Origin of the sequence: Microbacterium meiriae (genome assembly GCF_032364335.1) — a bacterium.
GTDB lineage: Bacteria > Actinomycetota > Actinomycetes > Actinomycetales > Microbacteriaceae > Microbacterium > Microbacterium meiriae.
On the sequence record NZ_CP133984.1, the window covers coordinates 2,961,039 to 2,980,125 of the forward strand.

A 19,087-nucleotide genomic window follows, 5' to 3' on the forward strand; every position below is an offset into this window, starting at 1 on the left:
GATGACGACCTTCACCGACCGCCACGGAGTCTCCTCTCCGCTCCCCGCCCCCGACGCCGAAGCGCAGGTGCGCGCCGACGACCGCGCCCACGTCTTCCACTCCTGGAGCGCCCAGGCGCTGATCGACCCGTTGCCGGTCGCCGCCGGCCAGGGCTCGACGTTCTGGGACTACGAGGGCACCGCCTACCTCGACTTCTCCAGCCAGCTCGTGAACCTCAACCTCGGCCATCAGCACCCGGACCTCGTCGCCGCGATCCAGCGGCAGGCCGGGCGGCTCGCGACCATCCAGCCGTCGATGGCCAATGATGTGCGGGGTGAGCTCGCGCGCCTCATCGCCGAGGTCGCCCCGGACGGCTTCGAGAAGGTGTTCTTCACGAACGGCGGCGCGGAGGCGAACGAGTACGCGGTGCGCATGGCCCGGCAGGCCACCGGTCGCCGGAAGGTGCTGTCGATGTACCGCAGCTACCACGGCTCCACCGCCACCGCGATCTCCCTCACCGGCGACCCCCGTCGCTGGGCGAACGACGTCACGGACACCGGCGCCGTGCGGTTCTTCGGCCCGTACCTGTACCGCTCCCCGTTCCACAGCGAGACGCCGGAGCAGGAGACGGAGCGCGCCCTCGCGCATCTGGAGCAGACCATCCAGCTCGAGGGCCCGCAGACGATCGCCGCGATCATCGTCGAGACGGTGGTCGGCACCAACGGCGTGCTGCTCCCGCCGCCCGGCTATCTGCCCGGGGTGCGCGCGCTGTGCGACCGCTACGGGATCGTCTTCATCGCCGACGAGGTGATGGTGGGGTTCGGCCGGCTCGGCGAATGGTTCGGCATCGACGCCTTCGAGGGGCGCCCCGACCTGATCACCTTCGCGAAGGGGGTGAACTCGGGCTACGTCCCGCTCGGCGGCGTCGTGATCTCGGACCGCATCGCCGCAGCCTTCGACACCGTTCCGTTCGCGGGCGGGCTCACGTATTCCGGGCACCCTCTCGCCTGCGCGGCCGGTGTCGCCACGTTCGAGGTGTTCCGCCGCGACGGCATCCTGGAACGGGTACGCGACCTCGGTGAGCGGATCGTCGGCCCGACGCTGCGCGCGTGGGCATCGTCGCATCCGAGCGTGGGTGAGGTGCGCGGCCGCGGCCTGTTCTGGGCGGTGGAGCTCGTGCGGGACCAGCAGACCAGGGAGCCGCTGGTGCCGTTCAACGCGACCGGTACCGATGCCGCGCCGATGACCGCGTTCGCAGCCGCCGCGAAGCGGGCAGGAGTCTGGCCCTTCACGCACTTCCACCGCGTGCACATCGCCCCGCCGCTGGTGATCGAGGAGGCGGAGCTGGTGCGGGGACTGGCCGGGATCGAGGAGGCGCTGACGGTCGCCGACGGGTACGCGGTCGGCTGAGAGGCGCCCCCCCCCCCCCCCGCCGGACGCTACTTGCGGTCGAAGTCGAACGCCTTGAGGAGCTCGCCGACGGCCTTGTCGCGCTCCTCGCCGCCGTCCTCGAACATGTGGGTGACGTGGGTGCGCAGGTGGTTCTCCAACAGCAGACGGTTGAGCGACTCGAGGGAGCGCTGGATCGCGCGGGACTGCGTGATGATGTCCATGCAGTACTCCTCGTTCTCGATCATCCGCGCGACACCGCGCATCTGACCCTCGAGGATGCTGGTGCGGTGCAGAGCGCGCTTCTTGATGTCTTCGATCACGTATCGAGGCTACTCGCCCCGTGAAAGGATGACGTCATGCCGCGAACACCCACGACGCTGCTCTCCGTCGCCGACCAGGAGCGTCGGCGCGCGCTGCGGCGGATGAAGGCCGTCGCGCTCGGCGCCCTCATCTTCATGGCGCTCGCCTTCATCGTCGCGTTCGCGTTCCAGGAGCGGGTCGGCTGGCTCGCCTACGTGCGAGCCGCGGCGGAAGGCGGCATGGTCGGCGCGCTGGCGGACTGGTTCGCGGTCACGGCGCTTTTCCGCCGTCCGCTCGGCCTGCCCATCCCGCACACCGCGATCATCCCGAACCGCAAGGACGAGATCGGCCGCACGCTGGGCGAGTTCGTGGAGACGAACTTCCTCGCTGCCGACGTCGTGCGCACCAAGCTGACCAGCACCGCGATCGCCCTCCGCGCCGGCGAGTGGCTCCGCGAGACCCCGCATGCCGAGCGGGTCGCTGCCGAGGGCGCGACGGTCGCGACGGCGGTGCTGAACGCGCTGAGCGACGACGACGTGCGCGACCTCCTCGCCGACCTCGCCCGCGAGCACCTCGTCGCACCGGAGTGGGGGCCGCCCGCCGGAGCGTGGCTGGAGAAGATCGTCGACGCGGAAGCGCACCACGGCGCTGTCGACCTCGCGGTGGACAGCATCGGGCGGTGGCTCGACGCGAACGCCGCGTCCTTCGCCGGACTCGTCTCCCGACGACTCCCCGGGTGGATGCCGAAGATCGCGCACCGCCTGATCGACGACACGGTGTACAACGAGGCGGTCAAGTTCGTCCGCGCCGTGCAGGCCGATCCGAGGCATCCGGCCCGCCTCGCGATCGACGGGTACCTGTCCCGCCTCGCTGATGCGCTGCAGAACGACCCCGCGACGCGCGAGAAGCTGGAGAACGCCAAGGCCGCGCTCTTCGACAGCCCGCGCGTCGGCGCCCTGGCGGCGGAGGCCTGGAACACCGCCAAGAACGGACTCCTCACCTCCCTCGCCGACCCGGAGAGCGGGCTGCGGCGTCGCGCCGTGCAGGCCCTGCAGGAGGTCGGCGAGCGGCTCACGACCGACGCCGCCCTGCAGCGCCGGGTCGACACGTGGGTCTCCGACGCGGCCGTCTTCCTCGTCGACCGGTACCGGCACGACATCGCCTCGATCATCACCGACACCGTGGAGCGCTGGGATCCCGCCGAGACCACCGAGAAGATCGAGCTCATGGTGGGTCGCGACCTGCAGTACATCCGCCTGAACGGCACCGTCGTCGGCGCCCTCGCCGGCCTCGCGATCTTCACCGTCGCCCACGCCCTGATCCCGGGAGTCTGACATGGCGCTGTCCCACGATCCGCTCTGGCCGCGCGCCGGGGCCTGGCCCGCGTTCGAGGACACGGCCGATGCAGTGCTCCTCGGCGTCCCGACCTGGCGCACCTCGCTGTCCCCGACCGGAGCACACGCGACGCCGGCCGCGATCCGCGAGGCGCTCCCCCGCTACGGCACGACCGTGCTCGGCCCGCCGACGATCGACCTGGACGAGGTGCTCCGCATCGCGGATGCCGGGGACGTGCCGGAGCCGGACGGCGACACCGGAGAGGCACGGACGATCGAGCGGGTCCGGGAGCTGTCGCGAGCGTCCGACCTCGTCATCGCTCTCGGCGGCGACAACTCCCTCACCTACCCTGTCGCCCTCGGGGCGGAGGCCACGGGCCTGATCACGTTCGACGCCCACTTCGACCTGCGCGACGGCGTCTCGAACGGCACACCGGTGCGGCGACTCGTCGAAGACGCCCCGGCGGCGTCCGGCCTCCCCACCGCCCGCATCGACCCCACTCGGATCGTGCAGATCGGCCTCGCCGATTTCGCGAACTCCGCCGCCTACGCGCGCCGGGCGGCGGACTGGGGCATCCGGGTCGTCACGCTCGACGACGTGCGCCGTCGCGGGATCGCCGACGTCGTGGCCGAGGCGGTCGAGATCGCGGGGGCGGGCGTCGGGCCCCGCGTGCACCTCGACATCGACGTGGACGTGTGCGACCGCGCGGTCGCCCCGGGATGCCCGGCCAGCGTCCCCGGAGGCCTGGCGGCGTGGGAGCTGCGCGCCCTCACGCGCGGTGTCGCCGCCGACCCGCGGGTCCGGAGCGCCGACATCGCCGAGGTCGATGCGACAGCGGATGCCGAGGACGGTCGCACCGTGCGACTCGCGGCCCTCTGCGTGCTCGAGCTGCTCGCCGGCCTCGCGGCACGCTAGCCCGCTCGGAGTCCGGAGGGGCGCCCGAGCGTCAGCGCACGACGAGCTCGGGCGTGATGAGCGCGTGCGCCGAGCCGGACTCGACCCGACGCGGCGCGACGACGTCCCCCGTCGGCCCCATCAGCAGATGGAGGATCGCCTCCGCCACATCCTCCGGTCGCTGCTCGACGCTGGAGAATCCCAAGGCTTCGGCGGTGGGCGTGTTGTCGAACCCGATGACCGGGACGGTCTTCCCGGCGTCGGCGAGGCCGAGCAGGGCCCCCACGGCGAGCGAGTCGCTGGCGCAGACGATGGCGTCCGCCCGGATGCCGTCTTCCAGCGCCCGGGTGATCGCCCGACGCGCCGCGGGAACCGAGTCCTCGGCGACGACCCTGGCGCCGTGCGCCCCCGCCTCCGCGACGGCCTCGCGCCACCCGCGTTCTCGATCGTCCCCCGTGCCCGACCCCGACGGCCAGCCCAGGAAGGTCACCGCGCTCCCGTGCTCGAGCGCATACGTCGTCGCCGCCCTGGTGCCCGCCGCGCCGTCCACGTCGACCCAGAGATGCATCGGATCGGAGATGTCGTCATCTCCCCACGGCCGTCCGAAGGAGATGAAGGGCAGACCGAGCGCGTCCAGCCACGTGACGCGGGGATCGTCGCGCACGGTGCCGGTGAGGATCGCCGCATCGATCTCGGATCCGTCCCACAGTTCGGCGAGCCGGCCGAGTTCCTCCTCCGGGGTCCGTGCCGCGTACACGAGCATGCGCATGCCGCGATCACTCGACCGCTCCGTGATGGCGTGCACGAACCGATCCAGCACCACCCCCGAGATCCCGCCCAGGTACGGGTCGAGCCGGATGCCGATCGTCGAGCTCCGACGCAGGCGCAGCCGGCGGGCCGCCGCGTGCCGACGGTAGCCGAGCTCGTCGATGGAGGCGAGCACGCGCTCCCGGGTGGCCGGCCGGACGATGTCCGGGGTGTTCAGGACGTTCGACACCGTTTGGCGGGAGACGCCGGCGTGTGCCGCCACATCCTCCACCGTGGGGGCCTTGGCCATCGCACTCCTCGATCCCGGCGGCTTGACACGTCCGCACTGCCGCACCTAGCGTATTCCATGCAGAGTTTGATCGTTCAAATTCCTGCCCGCCGGCCCTCATCAAAGGAGAGAGAGACATGACACGGCAGACCACACGCGCCTGGCTCGGCGCCGGAGCGGTCCTGATCACCACCACCCTCGTGCTCACCGGGTGCGGCTCCGGGTTCTCAGGCGAGGAGCAGAGCGAGGGCGACACGGACCTCACCTCCTCCGACGACGGCCTCACGATCCTCATCGGCTCGTCGGGCGACGCCGAGACCGCCGCAGTGCAGTCGGCGCTCGACGCCTGGTCCGAGGAGTCCGGCACCGAGGTCGACCTCCAGGTGGCGAGCGACCTGGCGCAGGAGCTCTCCCAGGGCTTCGCCGCCGGGAACCCCGCCGACCTCTTCTACCTCGCACCGGAGCAGATGGCCGGGTACGCCTCGAACGGCTCCCTCCAGGCGTACGGCGACGAGCTCTCGAACAAGGACGACTTCTACCCCTCCCTCGTCGAGAACTTCACCCTCGACGGCACGTTCTACTGCGCGCCGAAGGACTTCTCCACGCTCGCGCTCGTGATCAACACACGCATGTGGGCGGAGGCCGGACTCACCGATGCCGACCTCCCGAAGAGCTGGGACGACCTCGCGGCCGTCGCGCAGAAGCTCACCACCGCCGACCACGTGGGTCTGGCCTTCGGCGCCGAGTACCAGCGCGTCGGCACGTTCATGGCGCAGGCCGGCGGCGGGCTCGTGAAGGACGGCACGGCGATCGCGGACGACCCCGCGAACGTCGAGGCGCTGGAGTACGTGCAGACCCACCTCGTCGACGGCACCTTCGCCTACGCGAAGGACGTCGGAGCCGGCTGGGGCGGCGAGGCACTCGGGAAGGAGCTGGCCGCGATGGTGATCGAAGGCAACTGGATCACCGGTGCGATGGCGAACGACTTCGGCTCCGTGGACTACACCGTCGCCGAGCTTCCCGAAGGACCCGGCGGCCAGGGCACCCTGCAGTTCACGAACTGCTGGGGCATGGCTGCCGACAGCCCCAACCAGCAGGCGGCCCTCGACCTCGTCGAGTACCTCACCAGTGCCGACAGCCAGCTCGCCTTCTCGAAGGCGTTCGGCCCGATGCCGTCGATCACCTCCGCCGCCGACCAGTGGACCGCGGACAACCCGGACCTCGCGCCCTTCCTCGCGGGTGCGGACTACGCGCAGTTCCCGCCCAACCAGGACGGCGCTGCGGACGTGATCGCCGACTTCAACGCGCAGCTCGAGTCGCTGAAGACGGGAGACCCCGCACAGATCCTCGACACCGTGCAGTCGAACCTCGAAGCGATCGTCGAGTAGCGATGGCGGGACACGCCCCGTCTCGCCGCGGGGGAGCCTCCGGACTCCGCCGCGGCGAGGCCGCAGCCGGGTGGCTCTTCACGGCGCCGGTCATCCTCATCCTCGGGGTCTTCTTGCTGGTCCCCGTGCTCATGGCCCTCTGGGTCAGCATGTCGGACTGGGCGGGGCGCGGCAGCCCCCTCTCGCCGTCGGTCTCGTTCGTGGGCACCGAGAACTACTCGGCCGTGCTGGCCGACGGCGGCCTCGCGACCAAGGACTTCGGGACCGCACTGCGCAACAACTCCTGGTACGTGCTGCTCGTCGTGCCCCTGCAGACGGCCATCGCCCTGTTCCTCGCCGTCCTGGTGAACAGAGCGGTGCTGCGCGGCCGCGGGTTCTTCCGGACCGCGTACTACTTCCCCTCCGTCACGAGCTCGGTGGCGATCACGGTGCTCTGGCTCTTCCTGTTCTCCGCGAGTGGAGCGGTCAACAGCGTGCTCGCCTGGTTCGGCCTGAACGGTCCGAACTGGTTCAACGACCCCCGCGGCATCCTGCATCTCGCGCTCAGCGGCATCGGCATCGACACCGGACCCGCCGCGCTCACCGGCGGCGGGATGCTGGGCATCTCCTGGTGGGAGTGGCTCGCCGGTCCGTCGATCGCCATGAGCGCCTACATCCTGATGGCCATCTTCACGACCTCCGGCACCTTCATGCTGCTCTTCCTCGCCGGTCTGCAGAATCTCGGCGCGGACGTCGACGAGGCGGCCATGATGGACGGGGCGAACGGGTGGCAGCGGTTCTGGCGGGTGACCCTGCCGCAGCTGCGGCCGACGCTGTTCACGGTGCTCACCCTCGGGCTCATCGGCTGCTGGCAGGTGTTCGATCAGATCTATACCGGCACCCGTGGCGCCCCCAGCAAGACGACCCTCACCCCGGCGTACCTGTCGTACAAGACGGCGTTCACGGACCAGGAGTGGGGTCAGGGGGCGGCGATCGCCTTCATCCTCTTCGTCATCATCGTGATCTTCACGCTGCTGCAGCGCTGGGTGCTGCGCGACCGGCCGGTATCGCGGCGCCGCATCCGCGCGTACGAGGTCGCGCGCGAGGGAGGGACGTCATGAGGCTCTCGCGCACGCAGCTGACCTGGCAGATCGTGCTGTACACCGTGCTGATCGTGCTCGCCGTCATCTACATCTACCCGTTCCTGATCCAGGTGTTCACGAGTTTCAAGACGGACGAGGACGCCGCGAGCTCCGGCGTGAACCTGCTCCCGGAGTCGTGGACGTTCGCCGCCTATGAACGGCTCTTCGCCAACTCCGACTTCCCCTCGTGGTTCGTCAACAGCGCCATCGTGACGATCTTCGTCACCGCGGGACGGGTGTTCTTCAACTCCCTGGCCGGATACGCGCTCGCGCGTCTGCGCTTCCGCGGTCGAGGAGTGGTGTTCGCGGCCCTCGTCGCCGTGATGTCGGTGCCGACCGTCGTCCTGCTCATCCCGAAGTTCCTCGTCATCAACCAGCTCGGCATCTTCAACTCCTACGCCGGCATGATCCTGCCTCTGCTGGTCGACGCCGCCGGCGTCTTCATCATGAAGAACTTCTTCGAGTCGATCCCCGTCTCGGTCGAGGAGCAGGCGCGGATCGACGGAGCCGGTGCGTTCCGGACCTTCTGGTCGGTCGTGCTCCCGATGGCGACGCCCGCCCTCATCACGATCGTCATCCTGTCGTTCCAGGGGTCGTGGAACGAGCTCAGCCACTTCATCGTGTCCACGAACGACCCCGCGCTGACGACCCTCACGAAGGGTGTCGCCTCGCTCGCCAGCGGGCAGCTCAGCCAGGGCACCCAGTACCCGCTCAAGCTCGCCGCGGCGCTCATCATGACGATCCCCGTCGCCGTGATGTTCTTCATCTTCCAGCGTCGCATCATGAATTCCACCGAAGGAGCCGTCAAGGAATGACCGACCGCCCCCACCTCCAGCCGCTGCTCGACGACGCCGTGGTCGTGCTCGACGCCCCCACCCAGGTCTGGTCCGACCGCGACGGCGACGTGGGCGGCGCCCCGATCCACGGGGTCTACCATGGCGACGTCCGTCACATCGCCGCGATCGGACTCGAGGTGCGGGGCACCGCCCTGGAAGCCATCGCCTGCTCGGCGCCGGTCCCGCAGCGTGCGCTGTTCACCGGCCTGCTGCGCGGACTCGACGATGCCGCCGCCGATCCGAAGGTGCGCCTCGACCGGGATCGCACCGTCGAGGCGGGAAGACTGACCGAGACCCTGCGGGTGTCCTCGCACCTGATGCACGAGGTGACGGCCGAGCTCACGGTGCGCATCCGCCCGGACTTCACCCCCCTGCAGCTCGTCAAGGCGGGGGTGGCCGGGGGCGAGGAGTGGTCGTGGGACGGCGAGCGCTGCCGCGCAGGGCAGGCGTCGTTCACGCTGCGCGCTGTGGACGCCGCCGTGTCGATCGACGGTCGGGAGATGCTGCTCGCCTGGCGGGTGACCGTCCCTCCGCGCGGCGAGGTCGAGGTGACGTGGTCGGTCGACCTCGACGATCCGACCCTGGTCGTGACGTCGTCGCCACGGACAGCCGGCGTCCGACCCGTCCCCACCGGAGCGGACCCTCGCGCCGCGCGCTGGCTGGAGCGCGCCTGCGCCGACCTCGATGCCCTGCGACTGGCCCTGCCGGATCAGCCGGACGAGGCGTTCTACGCCGCGGGCGCCCCCTGGTTCTTCACCCTGTTCGGACGGGACTCGATCTGGGCGGCCCGTCTCGCCCTCGCCGCCGACCGCGACATCGCCGCCTCCACCCTGCGGGTGCTCGCGCGTCTCCAGGGCACGGTGCACGACCCCGGCACCGCGGAGGCCCCGGGCAAGATCGCGCACGAGCTCCGCAGCGCGGAGCTCTCCCTCCCCGGCGAGGGCGTGCTGCTGCCTCCGCTCTACTACGGCACGGTCGACGCGACACCGCTGTGGATCTGCCTCCTCGCCGACGCGCGCGCGGCCGGCCTGACGATCACGGAGCTGAAGGACCTGGAACCCGCGTTGCGCGCCGCAGTGACGTGGATGATCGAGCACGGCGACGCCTCCGGCAGCGGTTTCATCGACTATGCGGATGAGTCGGGCCACGGCTTGGCGAATCAGGGCTGGAAGGACTCCGGCGACTCGATCCAGTGGCGCGACGGCCGTCTCGCGGAAGGTCCGATCGCGCTCAGCGAGGTGCAGGGATACGCCTACGAGGCCGCAGTGCGCGGAGCAGCGCTCCTCGACGAGCTGGGCGCAGCCGGCGGTGACGACCTGCGTTCGTGGGCGGCGGACCTGCGGCGACGCTTCCGGGAGGCCTACTGGGTCACCACGCCGGAGGGGCGGTACCCCGCCATCGCCCTCGACGCCCACGGCGCCGCGGTCGACACGCTCACCAGCAACATCGGCCATCTCATCGGCACCGGGCTGCTCGATCCGGACGAGGAGCGCGCCTGCGCGGAACTGCTCGTCGGCGAGACGATGTCGAGCGGCTACGGCGTCCGCACGATGTCCACGGAGGCCTCGGGATACTGGCCGCTGAGCTACCACGGCGGCAGCGTGTGGACCCACGACACCGCGATCGCCGTGCACGGGATGCTCCGCGCCGGCCTCACCGATCATGCCGGACGCATCGCCGCCCAGCTGCTCGATCTCGCCGAGGGCTTCGACTACCGCGTGCCGGAGCTGCACTCGGGCGAGCCCCGCGCCGACGGCGGCCGACCGGTCCCCTACCCGGCCGCCTGCCGTCCGCAGGCATGGTCCGCCGCTGCCGCCGTGGTCTGCGCCGAAGCCCTGCGGTGAGGGGCGGGACGGTCAGACGACGGCCGTCCCGTCCTTCCAGACGCGCTGCACCAGCGGCACCCCCGGCCGGTACGCGAGGTGCACGCGAGAGGGGGCGTCGAGCAACACGAGGTCGGCGCGCACACCGGGGGCGATCCGGCCGATGTCGTCGCGCCGGAGCGCGCGCGCCCCGCCGGCCGTGGCGGCCCAGACCGCCTCCGCCGTCGTCATACCCATGTCGCGCACGGCGATGGCGATGCAGAAGGCCATCGACGATGTGAAGCTCGACCCCGGGTTCGTGTCACAAGCGAGGGCCACGGTCACCCCCGCGTCCAGGAGCCCGCGGGCGTCCGGATAGGGCTGACGCGTGGAGAACTCCACGCCGGGCAGCAGCGTGAGCACCGTGTCCGACGCGGCGAGCGCGGCGACGTCCGCGTCGGTGAGGTAGGTGCCGTGATCCACGGAGGCGGCCCCGAGCTCGACCGCCATCCGCACGCCATCGCCCGGGCCGAGCTGGCTCGCATGCACGCGAGGAGCGAGACCCCGGGCGATGCCCGCCTCGAGGATCCGTCGCGACTGCGCCACCGTGAAGGCGCCGGTCTCGCAGAACACGTCGATCCACCGGGAGTGCGGGGCGCAGGCGTCGAGCATCGGCCCCACGACGAGGTCGACGTAGGCATCCGGATCGTCGGCGTACTCTGCCGGTACCACGTGCGCCCCGAGGAAGGTGACCTCTGGCGTCACCTCGGCGGCGAGGCGCACGAGGCGCTCCTCCTCCGTGACGGCGAGACCGTAGCCGCTCTTGATCTCGACCGTGGTGGTGCCCTGCGTCCGCAGCTCCTCGATGAAGCCACGCAGCCGGCTCCGCAGCTCGTCGTCGCTCGCCGGCCGGGTCGCTTGCACCGTCGAGCGGATGCCGCCCGCCGCGTACCGCTGCCCCGCCATGCGCGCCTCGAACTCCGCCGCGCGATCGCCTCCGAAGACGAGGTGACTGTGGCTGTCGACGAATCCGGGGATCACGGCCCTCCCCCGGGCGTCGACGACCTCGTCGGCGGCGGGGGCTCCCGCGGACGGACCGACCCACACGATCCGCTCGCCGTCGATCAGCACGGCGGCGTCTCTGAGCGTGCCGCTCGGATCGCCCTCGGCGGCGACATTGGTCGTCAGCTCCCCGATCCCGGTGATGAGGGTGGTCGTCACAGCATCGGCACCTTCAGTCCGCGGTCGCGCGCGACCTCCTTGGCGTGGTCGTACCCGGCATCCACGTGCCGCATCACGCCGGTCCCGGGGTCGTTGGTCAGCACGCGCGCGAGTTTCTCCGCGGCGAGTGCCGAACCGTCCGCCACCGTCACCTGCCCGGCATGGATCGAGCGGCCGATCCCCACGCCGCCTCCGTGGTGCAGCGACACCCACGAGGCCCCGGAGGCGGTGTTGAGGAGAGCGTTGAGCAGCGGCCAGTCGGCGATCGCGTCGGAGCCGTCCTTCATGGCCTCGGTCTCCCGGTACGGGGACGCGACGGACCCGGAGTCGAGATGATCGCGGCCGATGACGATCGGTGCGGAGAGCTCTCCCGACGCGACCATCTCGTTGAACTTCAGCCCGGCGAGGTGTCGCTCCTGGTAGCCGAGCCAGCAGATGCGCGCCGGCAGCCCCTCGAAGTGGACGGCCGACCCCGCCTTGTCGAGCCAGCGGTGCAGCGCGGCGTCCTCGGGGAAGAGCTCGGCGATCGCACGGTCCGTCTTGAAGATGTCCTCCGGGTCTCCGGAGAGCGCCACCCAGCGGAACGGTCCTCGCCCCTCCTCGAACTGCGGACGGATGTAGGCGGGGACGAAGCCCGGGAACGCGAACGCCCGGTCGAAGCCCCCGAGCTGCGCCTCCGCGCGGATCGAGTTGCCGTAGTCGAAGACCGCCGCCCCCGCGTCCTGGAAGCCGACCATCGCGGCGACGTGGGCGGCCATGGACTCCCTCGACCGCCGGGTGAACTCCTCCGGATCGCGCGCGGCCTCCGCCTTCCAGCGGGACACGTCGACACCGATCGGCAGGTAGGCGAGCGGGTCATGGGCGCTGGTCTGGTCGGTCACGACGTCGATCGGCACGCCCCGGCGCAGAAGCTCCGGGAAGACCTCCGCGGCATTGCCCACGACGCCGACCGAGAGGGCGTGACCGGCGTCCTTCGCCGCGACGACCCGGGCCACCGCCGCATCGAGGTCGGTCGTGTACTCGTCGAGGTACCGGTGCTCGACGCGGCGCGCCAGCCGCGTCTCGTCGACGTCCACGATCAGGACCGCGCCCTCGTTCAGGGTCACCGCCAGGGGCTGCGCCCCGCCCATACCGCCGGCGCCGGCGGTCAACGTGAGCGTGCCCCGCAGGGAATCCCGGCCCAGCGAGCGGGCCACAGCGGCGAAGGTCTCATACGTCCCCTGCAGGATGCCCTGCGTGCCGATGTAGATCCAGGAGCCGGCGGTCATCTGGCCGTACATCGTCAGCCCGAGCTCCTCCAGGCGACGGAACTCCGGCCAGGTCGCCCAGTCACCGACGAGGTTCGAGTTGGCGATGAGCACGCGCGGTGCCCACTCATGGGTGCGGAACACCCCCACCGGCTTCCCGGACTGGACCAGGAGCGTCTCATCCGGCTCCAGCTCGTCGAGCGTGCGGACGATCGCCTCGTACGCCGCCCAGTTGCGCGCCGCCTTGCCCGTCCCGCCGTAGACGACGAGATCCTCCGGGTGCTCGGCGACCTCGGGATCGAGGTTGTTCATGAGCATGCGCTTGGCCGCTTCCGCGCCCCAGCTCTTCGCGGTGCGCTCGGCACCTCGGGCTGCGCGTACCGTACGCGCTGCGGTGTCCTCAGTCATGCATGTGCTCCTTTGCGACACGGGCGACGGCGCCCGACTGGACGAGGGCGGTCACGGCCTCCATCTCGGGCGAGAGGTGGCGGTCAGGTCCGGGGCCTGCGGCGACGGTGCGGACGAGGTCGCGCACGGCTCCGGTCGCCGGGCCCGCCTGCAGCGGCGCGCGCAGGTCGAGCGCACGGGCCGCGGTGAGGATCTCGATCGCGAGGACCCGCGAGAGGCCGTCGACCGCGCGCCGCAGCTTCCGCGCCGCGGCCCAGCCCATCGAGACGTGGTCCTCCTGCATCGCCGAGGACGGGATGGAGTCCACCGAGGCCGGAACCGCGAGGCGCTTGAGCTCCGAGACGATGCCGGCCGCCGCATACTGCGCGATCATCAGACCGGAGTCGACGCCGACCTCCGCCGCCAGGAACGGCGGGAGCCCGTGGCTGCGGGCCGGGTCCAGCGCCCGGTCGGTGCGGCGCTCGGACACGGAGGCCACGTCGGCGATGGAGATCGCCAGGAAGTCGAGGACGGCGGCGACCGGGGCCCCGTGGAAGTTGCCGTTGGACTCGATGCGCCCATCGAAGGTGATGATGGGGTTGTCGATCACGCTGGAGAGCTCGCGCTCCGCGATCATCGCCGCATGCCCGAGCGTGTCGCGCGCGGCGCCGTGCACCTGCGGGGAACAGCGCAGGGAGTACGCGTCCTGGACACGGCCGTCTTCCGGGCCCTTGTGGCTCGCGACCATCGGCGAGCCGGCGAGCAGCGCCCGGAGGTGGCCGGCGGAGACCGCCTGGCCCGCCTGCGGACGCAGCGCCATGAGGTCGGCCGCGAACACGGCATCGGTGCCGAGCTGCGACTCGACCGACATCGCCGCCGCCACGTCCGCCGTGAGCAGCAGCGTCTCGAGGTCGTGGAGCGCGAGCACCAGGGTGCCGAGCATGCCGTCCGTGCCGTTGATGAGGGCCAGCCCCTCCTTCTCGACGAGGGTGAGCGGAGCGATGCCGGCCGCGGCGAGGGCGTCGGCCGCGTCGACGAGACGCCCGGCGGCGTCGCGCACTTCGCCCTCCCCCATCGCCGCGAGGGCGATGTGGGCGAGCGGGGCGAGATCCCCGGAGCACCCCAGCGACCCGTACTCGCGGACCACGGGGACGATGCCCGCGTTGAGCAGCGCGGCGTAGGTCTCGACCACGACAGGACGCACGCCCGTGCGCCCCGAGGCGAGCGTCTGCAGGCGCAGCAGCTGGAGCCCGCGCACCACTTCCCGCTCCACCTCGGCGCCGGTCCCCGCGGCATGGGAGCGGATGAGGCTCGCCTGCAACTGCAGTCGCCGCTCAGGAGCGATGAAAGTCGTCGCCAGCGCGCCGAAGCCGGTGGACACCCCGTAGTGCGGGTGCGGGTCCGCGGCGAGGCCGTCGATCACACGGCGGCTCTCGGCGACCCTCGCCAGCGCAGCGGGATCCACGACGACGGGCGCATCGTGACGGACGACGCGGACGACCTCCGCCGGGGAGAGAGGGGCGGCGCCGACGATGACAGGGGCAGGATCGCTCATGTCTCGATTCCACACCCATGGAGTCGACGCGGACGAGGCTTCGTGGGAACCTGTGTCTGTGATACCAGACACCTCGGAGACCGACCACGTTCAGGTGCCGGCGGCCGCGCAAACCCTGCGCATCCTCAGCTACCTGGCAGGCCGACCGGCTCCGGTGGCGGCGTCCGCAATCGCCCGCGAGCTCTCGCTCCCGCGGTCGACCGTCTATCACCTGCTCCGCACGCTCGCCGCACATGGCTTCGTCCTGCACCTCCGTGAGGAGCGTCGATGGGGACTCGGCACGTCGGCCTTCGAGCTGGCAGGGGGCTACGCGCGGCAGCAGCCGTTGGCACGGCTCGGCCGTCCGCTCATCGCCGCACTCTCCGACCATCTCGGGGAAAGCGCACACCTCGCGGTGATGAGCGGCGGCGATGTGCTCTACATCGTCGAGGAACGGGCGCCGCGACGCCCGGCACTGGTGACCGACGTGGGCGTGCGCCTCCCGGCGCATCTGACCGCAACGGGACGCGCCATGCTCGCCGCCCTCCCCCGAGAACAGGTGCGGGCGCTGTATCCGAATGCTTCGGCCTTCTCCGACCGCACGGGACGCGGTCCCCGTAGGCCCGGCGAACTGCGCGAACTCCTTCGCGAAGTACGGGTCCGCGAGTATGCGACCGAGGACGGCGAGGTCGCGGACGGACTGCGCTCCGTGGGCGCAGTGGTGCGGGACGCTGCGGGATGGCCGGTCGCCGCCGTGGCGGTCACCTGGGCCGACGACGACGGCAGGGAATCTGCGCTGGCGAAAGCGGTACACGAGACCGCGGCGACGCTCGAGGCACGCCTGGCGCGCTGAGTCCGTCCCGCGGGGCGCGCGGAGCGATCGCGTTAACGCAAGAAGGCCACCCAGCATTGGGTGGCCTTCTTGTCTAAAAGGAGTCCGGCGGTGTCCTACTCTCCCACAGGGTCCCCCCTGCAGTACCATCGGCGCTGTGAGGCTTAGCTTCCGGGTTCGGAATGTGACCGGGCGTTTCCCTCACGCTATGGCCGCCGAAACACTATTGATGTTTCAATCAAACCTAAAGCAATGATGAATCATTGTTGAAGGTAGTTCTCGACCGTACATCGAGAACCACTCAGTGGACGCAAGCACCAACAAACGGTGTGTTATCAAGTCATCGGCTTATTAGTACCAGTCAGCTGCACACGTTACCGTGCTTCCACATCTGGCCTATCAACCCAGTAGTCTGGCTGGGAGCCTCTCACCCGAAGGTATGGAAGTCTCATCTTGAGGCCGGCTTCCCGCTTAGATGCTTTCAGCGGTTATCCATCCCGAACGTAGCTAATCAGCGGTGCTCCTGGCGGAACAACTGACACACCAGAGGTTCGTCCAACCCGGTCCTCTCGTACTAGGGTCAGATCCTCTCAAACTTCCTACGCGCGCAGCGGATAGGGACCGAACTGTCTCACGACGTTCTAAACCCAGCTCGCGTACCGCTTTAATGGGCGAACAGCCCAACCCTTGGGACCTACTCCAGCCCCAGGATGCGACGAGCCGACATCGAGGTGCCAAACCATGCCGTCGATATGGACTCTTGGGCAAGATCAGCCTGTTATCCCCGAGGTACCTTTTATCCGTTGAGCGACAGCGCTTCCACAAGCCACTGCCGGATCACTAGTCCCGACTTTCGTCCCTGCTCGACCTGTCAGTCTCACAGTCAAGCTCCCTTGTGCACTTACACTCGCCACCTGATTGCCAACCAGGTTGAGGGAACCTTTGGGCGCCTCCGTTACTTTTTGGGAGGCAACCGCCCCAGTTAAACTACCCACCAGGCACTGTCCCTGAACCGGATTACGGTTCGAAGTTAGATATCCAGAGTGACCAGAGTGGTATTTCAACAATGACTCCACGGTAACTGGCGTCACCGCTTCAAAGTCTCCCACCTATCCTACACAAGCCACACCGAACACCAATACCAAGCTGTAGTAAAGGTCACGGGGTCTTTCCGTCCTGCTGCGCGTAACGAGCATCTTTACTCGTAATGCAATTTCGCCGAGTTCGCGGTTGAGACAGTTGGGAAGTCGTTACGCCATTCGTGCAGGTCGGAACTTACCCGACAAGGAATTTCGCTACCTTAGGATGGTTATAGTTACCACCGCCGTTTACTGGGGCTTAAATTCTCAGCTTCGCCTTGCGGCTAACCGGTCCTCTTAACCTTCCAGCACCGGGCAGGCGTCAGTCCGTATACATCGTCTTGCGACTTGGCACGGACCTGTGTTTTTAGTAAACAGTCGCTACCCACTAGTCTCTGCGGCCTCCAAACGCTTTCGGAGCAAGTCCTAATACGTCGAAGGCCCCCCTTCTCCCGAAGTTACGGGGGCATTTTGCCGAGTTCCTTAACCACGATTCTCTCGATCTCCTTGGTATTCTCTACCTGACCACCTGAGTCGGTTTGGGGTACGGGCGGCTAGAACCTCGCGTCGATGCTTTTCTCGGCAGCATAGGATCATCCACTTTTTATCCGCATCGTGTCTCAGCCTGTATGAGTCGCGGATTTGCCTACGACTCGGCCTACGCACTTGCACCAGGACAACCATCGCCTGGCTTGGACTACCTTCCTGCGTCACACCTGTTAATACGCTAACCGCACCAGCATGGGGTCACGTGCTCCCCTCCACGGTGTCACCCGAAGGTGACGATGTGAAGGCTCGGACGTTTAGCACCACTGGATTAGCTTGGGCGGTTCTTCGCCGGTACGGGAATATCAACCCGTTGTCCATCGACTACGCCTGTCGGCCTCGCCTTAGGTCCCGACTTACCCAGGGAAGATTAGCTTGACCCTGGAACCCTTGGTCTTTCGGAGGACGTGTTTCTCACACGTCATTCGCTACTCATGCCTGCATTCTCACTCGTGTAGCCTCCACGGCTGGTTTCCACCGCCGCTTCGCTGGCCACACGACGCTCTCCTACCCATCAACACGGCTGGACCACGAAGGCCTACCAATAATGTCAATGCCACAACTTCGGTGGCGTGCTTGAGCCCCGTTACATTGTCGGCGCGGAATCACTTGACCAGTGAGCTATTACGCACTCTTTCAAGGGTGGCTGCTTCTAAGCCAACCTCCTGGTTGTCAGAGCAACTCCACATCCTTTCCCACTTAGCACGCGCTTTGGGACCTTAGTTGGTGGTCTGGGTTGTTTCCCTCTCGACTATGAAGCTTATCCCCCACAGTCTCACTGCTGCGCTCTCACTTACCGGCATTCGGAGTTTGGCTGACGTCAGTAACCTTGTAGGGCCCATCGGCCATCCAGTAGCTCTACCTCCGGCAAGAAACACGCAACGCTGCACCTAAATGCATTTCGGAGAGAACCAGCTATCACGAAGTTTGATTGGCCTTTCACCCCTATCCACAGCTCATCCCCTCAGTTTTCAACCTAAGTGGGTTCGGTCCTCCACGACGTCTTACCGTCGCTTCAACCTGGCCATGGATAGATCACTTCGCTTCGGGTCTAGGACATGCGACTGAATCGCCCTATTCAGACTCGCTTTCGCTACGGCTACCCCACACGGGTTAACCTCGCCACATATCGCTAACTCGCAGGCTCATTCTTCAAAAGGCACGCTGTCACACCTACCAGGGGTGCTCCAACGGTTTGTAAGCAAACGGTTTCAGGTACTATTTCACTCCCCTCCCGGGGTACTTTTCACCTTTCCCTCACGGTACTTGTCCGCTATCGGTCATCTGGGAGTATTTAGGCTTATCAGGTGGTCCTGACAGATTCACACGGGATTTCACGGGCCCCGTGCTACTTGGGATACTCTCCACGCCAGAACACGCATTTCGACTACGGGGTTGGCACCCTCTATGACCGGCCTTTCAAGACCGTTCGTCTATACGCTTCTGTAACGTCGCCAGCTCGGCAGAACTGACTGGTGAGTCCCACAACCCCGAATATGCAACTCCTGCCGGATATCACACACACTCGGTTTAGCCTGATCCGGTTTCGCTCGCCACTACTAACGGAATCGCGGTTGCTTTCTCTTCCTGTGGGTACTGAGATGTTTCACTTCCCCACGTTCCCTCTACCCGCCCTATATATTCAGGCGGGAGTCACTAGGTCGGCACGCCGCCCAGCGGGGTTTCCCCATTCGGACACCCTCGGATCAAAACTTGCTTATCAGTTCCCCGAGGCTTATCGCAGATTGCTACGTCCTTCTTCGGCTCCAGATGCCAAGGCATCCACCGTTTGCTCTTAAAGACTTGAAATCACATGAGTTTGAATCAAAAACTCGACCCCATCCGAAGATGGAATCAGAAATTGACTAATGATCTTTAAGATCATCTTGTGCAACCAGCTCGAAAGCCGGCTGCAAGATGCTCGCGTCCACTGTGTAGTTCTCAAAGTACGGGCGGAACCCCCATCCACCTGCCCCCACAGGGACAAACAGAAAGAGGTCCAGAGGTTCAGACCAGACCCCGAAGGATCCGCATCCGGTCCCTCAGGACCCAACAGCGTGCAGGCACCGGTCCCCTCACCCAGAACCTTCCAACCACCGAAGCGGCGTACTAGTCCCGAGATCAGATCTCGATGCCATGTCAAATGTTCCACCCATG

The 19,087-nt window shown here is 68.0% G+C and carries 13 protein-coding genes and 2 rRNA genes; 8 read left to right on the forward strand and 7 right to left on the reverse strand.

What is annotated here, in order from left to right; all coding sequences use genetic code 11:
* The first annotated feature begins 1 nt into the window (after position 1).
* Complete coding sequence (locus RI211_RS14500; protein ID WP_315638318.1) at positions 2-1,390, forward strand: aspartate aminotransferase family protein; 1,389 nt, start codon at positions 2-4, stop codon at positions 1,388-1,390.
* 29 nt (positions 1,391-1,419) lie between these two features.
* Here the strand turns inward: RI211_RS14500 and RI211_RS14505 are convergent, their stop codons facing one another.
* Entirely contained in the window at positions 1,420-1,692 is a 273-nt protein-coding gene (locus tag RI211_RS14505) for a metal-sensitive transcriptional regulator (RefSeq protein ID WP_025102619.1), read from the reverse strand.
* A 36-nt stretch (positions 1,693-1,728) separates the two neighbouring features.
* On the opposite strand from RI211_RS14505, the gene RI211_RS14510 reads away from it, so the two are divergent.
* Together RI211_RS14510 and RI211_RS14515 are read left to right on the forward strand one after the other, a co-directional pair.
* Entirely contained in the window at positions 1,729-3,006 is a 1,278-nt protein-coding gene (locus RI211_RS14510; protein WP_315638317.1) for a DUF445 domain-containing protein, read from the forward strand.
* A 1-nt stretch (position 3,007) separates the two neighbouring features.
* A complete protein-coding gene (locus RI211_RS14515; RefSeq protein WP_315638316.1) occupies positions 3,008-3,922 on the forward strand; it encodes an agmatinase family protein in 915 nt (304 codons plus the stop codon).
* A gap of 31 nt (positions 3,923-3,953) precedes the next feature.
* On the opposite strand, the gene RI211_RS14520 is transcribed toward RI211_RS14515, so the two are convergent.
* Positions 3,954-4,958, reverse strand: coding sequence for a LacI family DNA-binding transcriptional regulator (locus RI211_RS14520; protein ID WP_315638315.1), 1,005 nt, complete (start codon positions 4,956-4,958; stop codon positions 3,954-3,956).
* 116 nt (positions 4,959-5,074) lie between these two features.
* Here RI211_RS14520 and RI211_RS14525 point away from each other — a divergent pair, with 116 nt between their 5' ends.
* From RI211_RS14525 to RI211_RS14540, 4 genes are read left to right on the forward strand one after another with little or no spacing between them, the layout of a single operon-like run.
* Positions 5,075-6,325 (forward strand): sugar ABC transporter substrate-binding protein, encoded by a 1,251-nt coding sequence (locus RI211_RS14525; protein ID WP_280568692.1) that lies wholly within the window; start codon positions 5,075-5,077, stop codon positions 6,323-6,325.
* Between the two features lie 2 nt (positions 6,326-6,327).
* The gene (locus tag RI211_RS14530) at positions 6,328-7,425 is read left to right on the forward strand and encodes a carbohydrate ABC transporter permease (RefSeq protein WP_315638314.1); all 1,098 of its coding nucleotides are present in this window, start codon (positions 6,328-6,330) and stop codon (positions 7,423-7,425) included.
* Positions 7,422-8,261, forward strand: a complete 840-nt coding sequence (locus RI211_RS14535; protein WP_268776569.1) for a carbohydrate ABC transporter permease — start codon at positions 7,422-7,424, stop codon at positions 8,259-8,261. Before RI211_RS14530 ends, RI211_RS14535 begins: the two co-directional genes overlap by 4 nt.
* A complete protein-coding gene (locus tag RI211_RS14540) occupies positions 8,258-10,126 on the forward strand; it encodes a glycogen debranching N-terminal domain-containing protein (RefSeq protein ID WP_315638313.1) in 1,869 nt (622 codons plus the stop codon). Before RI211_RS14535 ends, RI211_RS14540 begins: the two co-directional genes overlap by 4 nt.
* A 12-nt stretch (positions 10,127-10,138) precedes the next feature.
* Here the strand turns inward: RI211_RS14540 and hutI are convergent, their stop codons facing one another.
* From hutI to hutH, 3 genes are read right to left on the reverse strand one after another with little or no spacing between them, the layout of a single operon-like run.
* A complete protein-coding gene (hutI, locus tag RI211_RS14545; protein WP_315638312.1) occupies positions 10,139-11,305 on the reverse strand; it encodes an imidazolonepropionase in 1,167 nt (388 codons plus the stop codon).
* Entirely contained in the window at positions 11,302-12,960 is a 1,659-nt protein-coding gene (hutU, locus tag RI211_RS14550) for a urocanate hydratase (RefSeq protein WP_315638311.1), read from the reverse strand. The genes hutI and hutU overlap by 4 nt, the downstream gene beginning before the upstream one ends.
* The gene (gene hutH / locus RI211_RS14555) at positions 12,953-14,494 is read right to left on the reverse strand and encodes a histidine ammonia-lyase (protein ID WP_315638310.1); all 1,542 of its coding nucleotides are present in this window, start codon (positions 14,492-14,494) and stop codon (positions 12,953-12,955) included. Before hutH ends, hutU begins: the two co-directional genes overlap by 8 nt.
* A 94-nt stretch (positions 14,495-14,588) precedes the next feature.
* Here hutH and RI211_RS14560 point away from each other — a divergent pair, with 94 nt between their 5' ends.
* Positions 14,589-15,326: an IclR family transcriptional regulator gene (locus RI211_RS14560; RefSeq protein ID WP_315638429.1), complete on the forward strand. Its 738-nt coding sequence runs from the start codon at positions 14,589-14,591 to the stop codon at positions 15,324-15,326.
* An 82-nt stretch (positions 15,327-15,408) separates the two neighbouring features.
* On the opposite strand, the gene rrf is transcribed toward RI211_RS14560, so the two are convergent.
* Both rrf and RI211_RS14570 read right to left on the reverse strand, forming a co-directional pair.
* Positions 15,409-15,525: ribosomal RNA gene (rrf, locus tag RI211_RS14565) — 5S ribosomal RNA — on the reverse strand.
* A gap of 111 nt (positions 15,526-15,636) precedes the next feature.
* Positions 15,637-18,739 (reverse strand): 23S ribosomal RNA (locus tag RI211_RS14570).
* Between the last annotated feature and the right edge of the window lie 348 nt (positions 18,740-19,087).

Excerpts from the sequence above, each read along its gene's own strand:
- RI211_RS14500 (WP_315638318.1), top strand. The coding sequence starts at position 2 with ATGACGACCTTCACCGACCGCCACGGAGTCTCCTCTCCGCTCCCCGCC.
- RI211_RS14510 (WP_315638317.1), top strand. The coding sequence starts at position 1,729 with ATGCCGCGAACACCCACGACGCTGCTCTCCGTCGCCGACCAGGAGCGT.
- RI211_RS14515 (WP_315638316.1), top strand. The coding sequence starts at position 3,008 with ATGGCGCTGTCCCACGATCCGCTCTGGCCGCGCGCCGGGGCCTGGCCC.
- RI211_RS14520 (WP_315638315.1), bottom strand. The coding sequence starts at position 4,958 with ATGGCCAAGGCCCCCACGGTGGAGGATGTGGCGGCACACGCCGGCGTC.
- RI211_RS14525 (WP_280568692.1), top strand. The coding sequence starts at position 5,075 with ATGACACGGCAGACCACACGCGCCTGGCTCGGCGCCGGAGCGGTCCTG.
- RI211_RS14530 (WP_315638314.1), top strand. The coding sequence starts at position 6,328 with ATGGCGGGACACGCCCCGTCTCGCCGCGGGGGAGCCTCCGGACTCCGC.
- RI211_RS14535 (WP_268776569.1), top strand. The coding sequence starts at position 7,422 with ATGAGGCTCTCGCGCACGCAGCTGACCTGGCAGATCGTGCTGTACACC.
- RI211_RS14540 (WP_315638313.1), top strand. The coding sequence starts at position 8,258 with ATGACCGACCGCCCCCACCTCCAGCCGCTGCTCGACGACGCCGTGGTC.
- hutU (WP_315638311.1), bottom strand. The coding sequence starts at position 12,960 with ATGACTGAGGACACCGCAGCGCGTACGGTACGCGCAGCCCGAGGTGCC.
- hutH (WP_315638310.1), bottom strand. The coding sequence starts at position 14,494 with ATGAGCGATCCTGCCCCTGTCATCGTCGGCGCCGCCCCTCTCTCCCCG.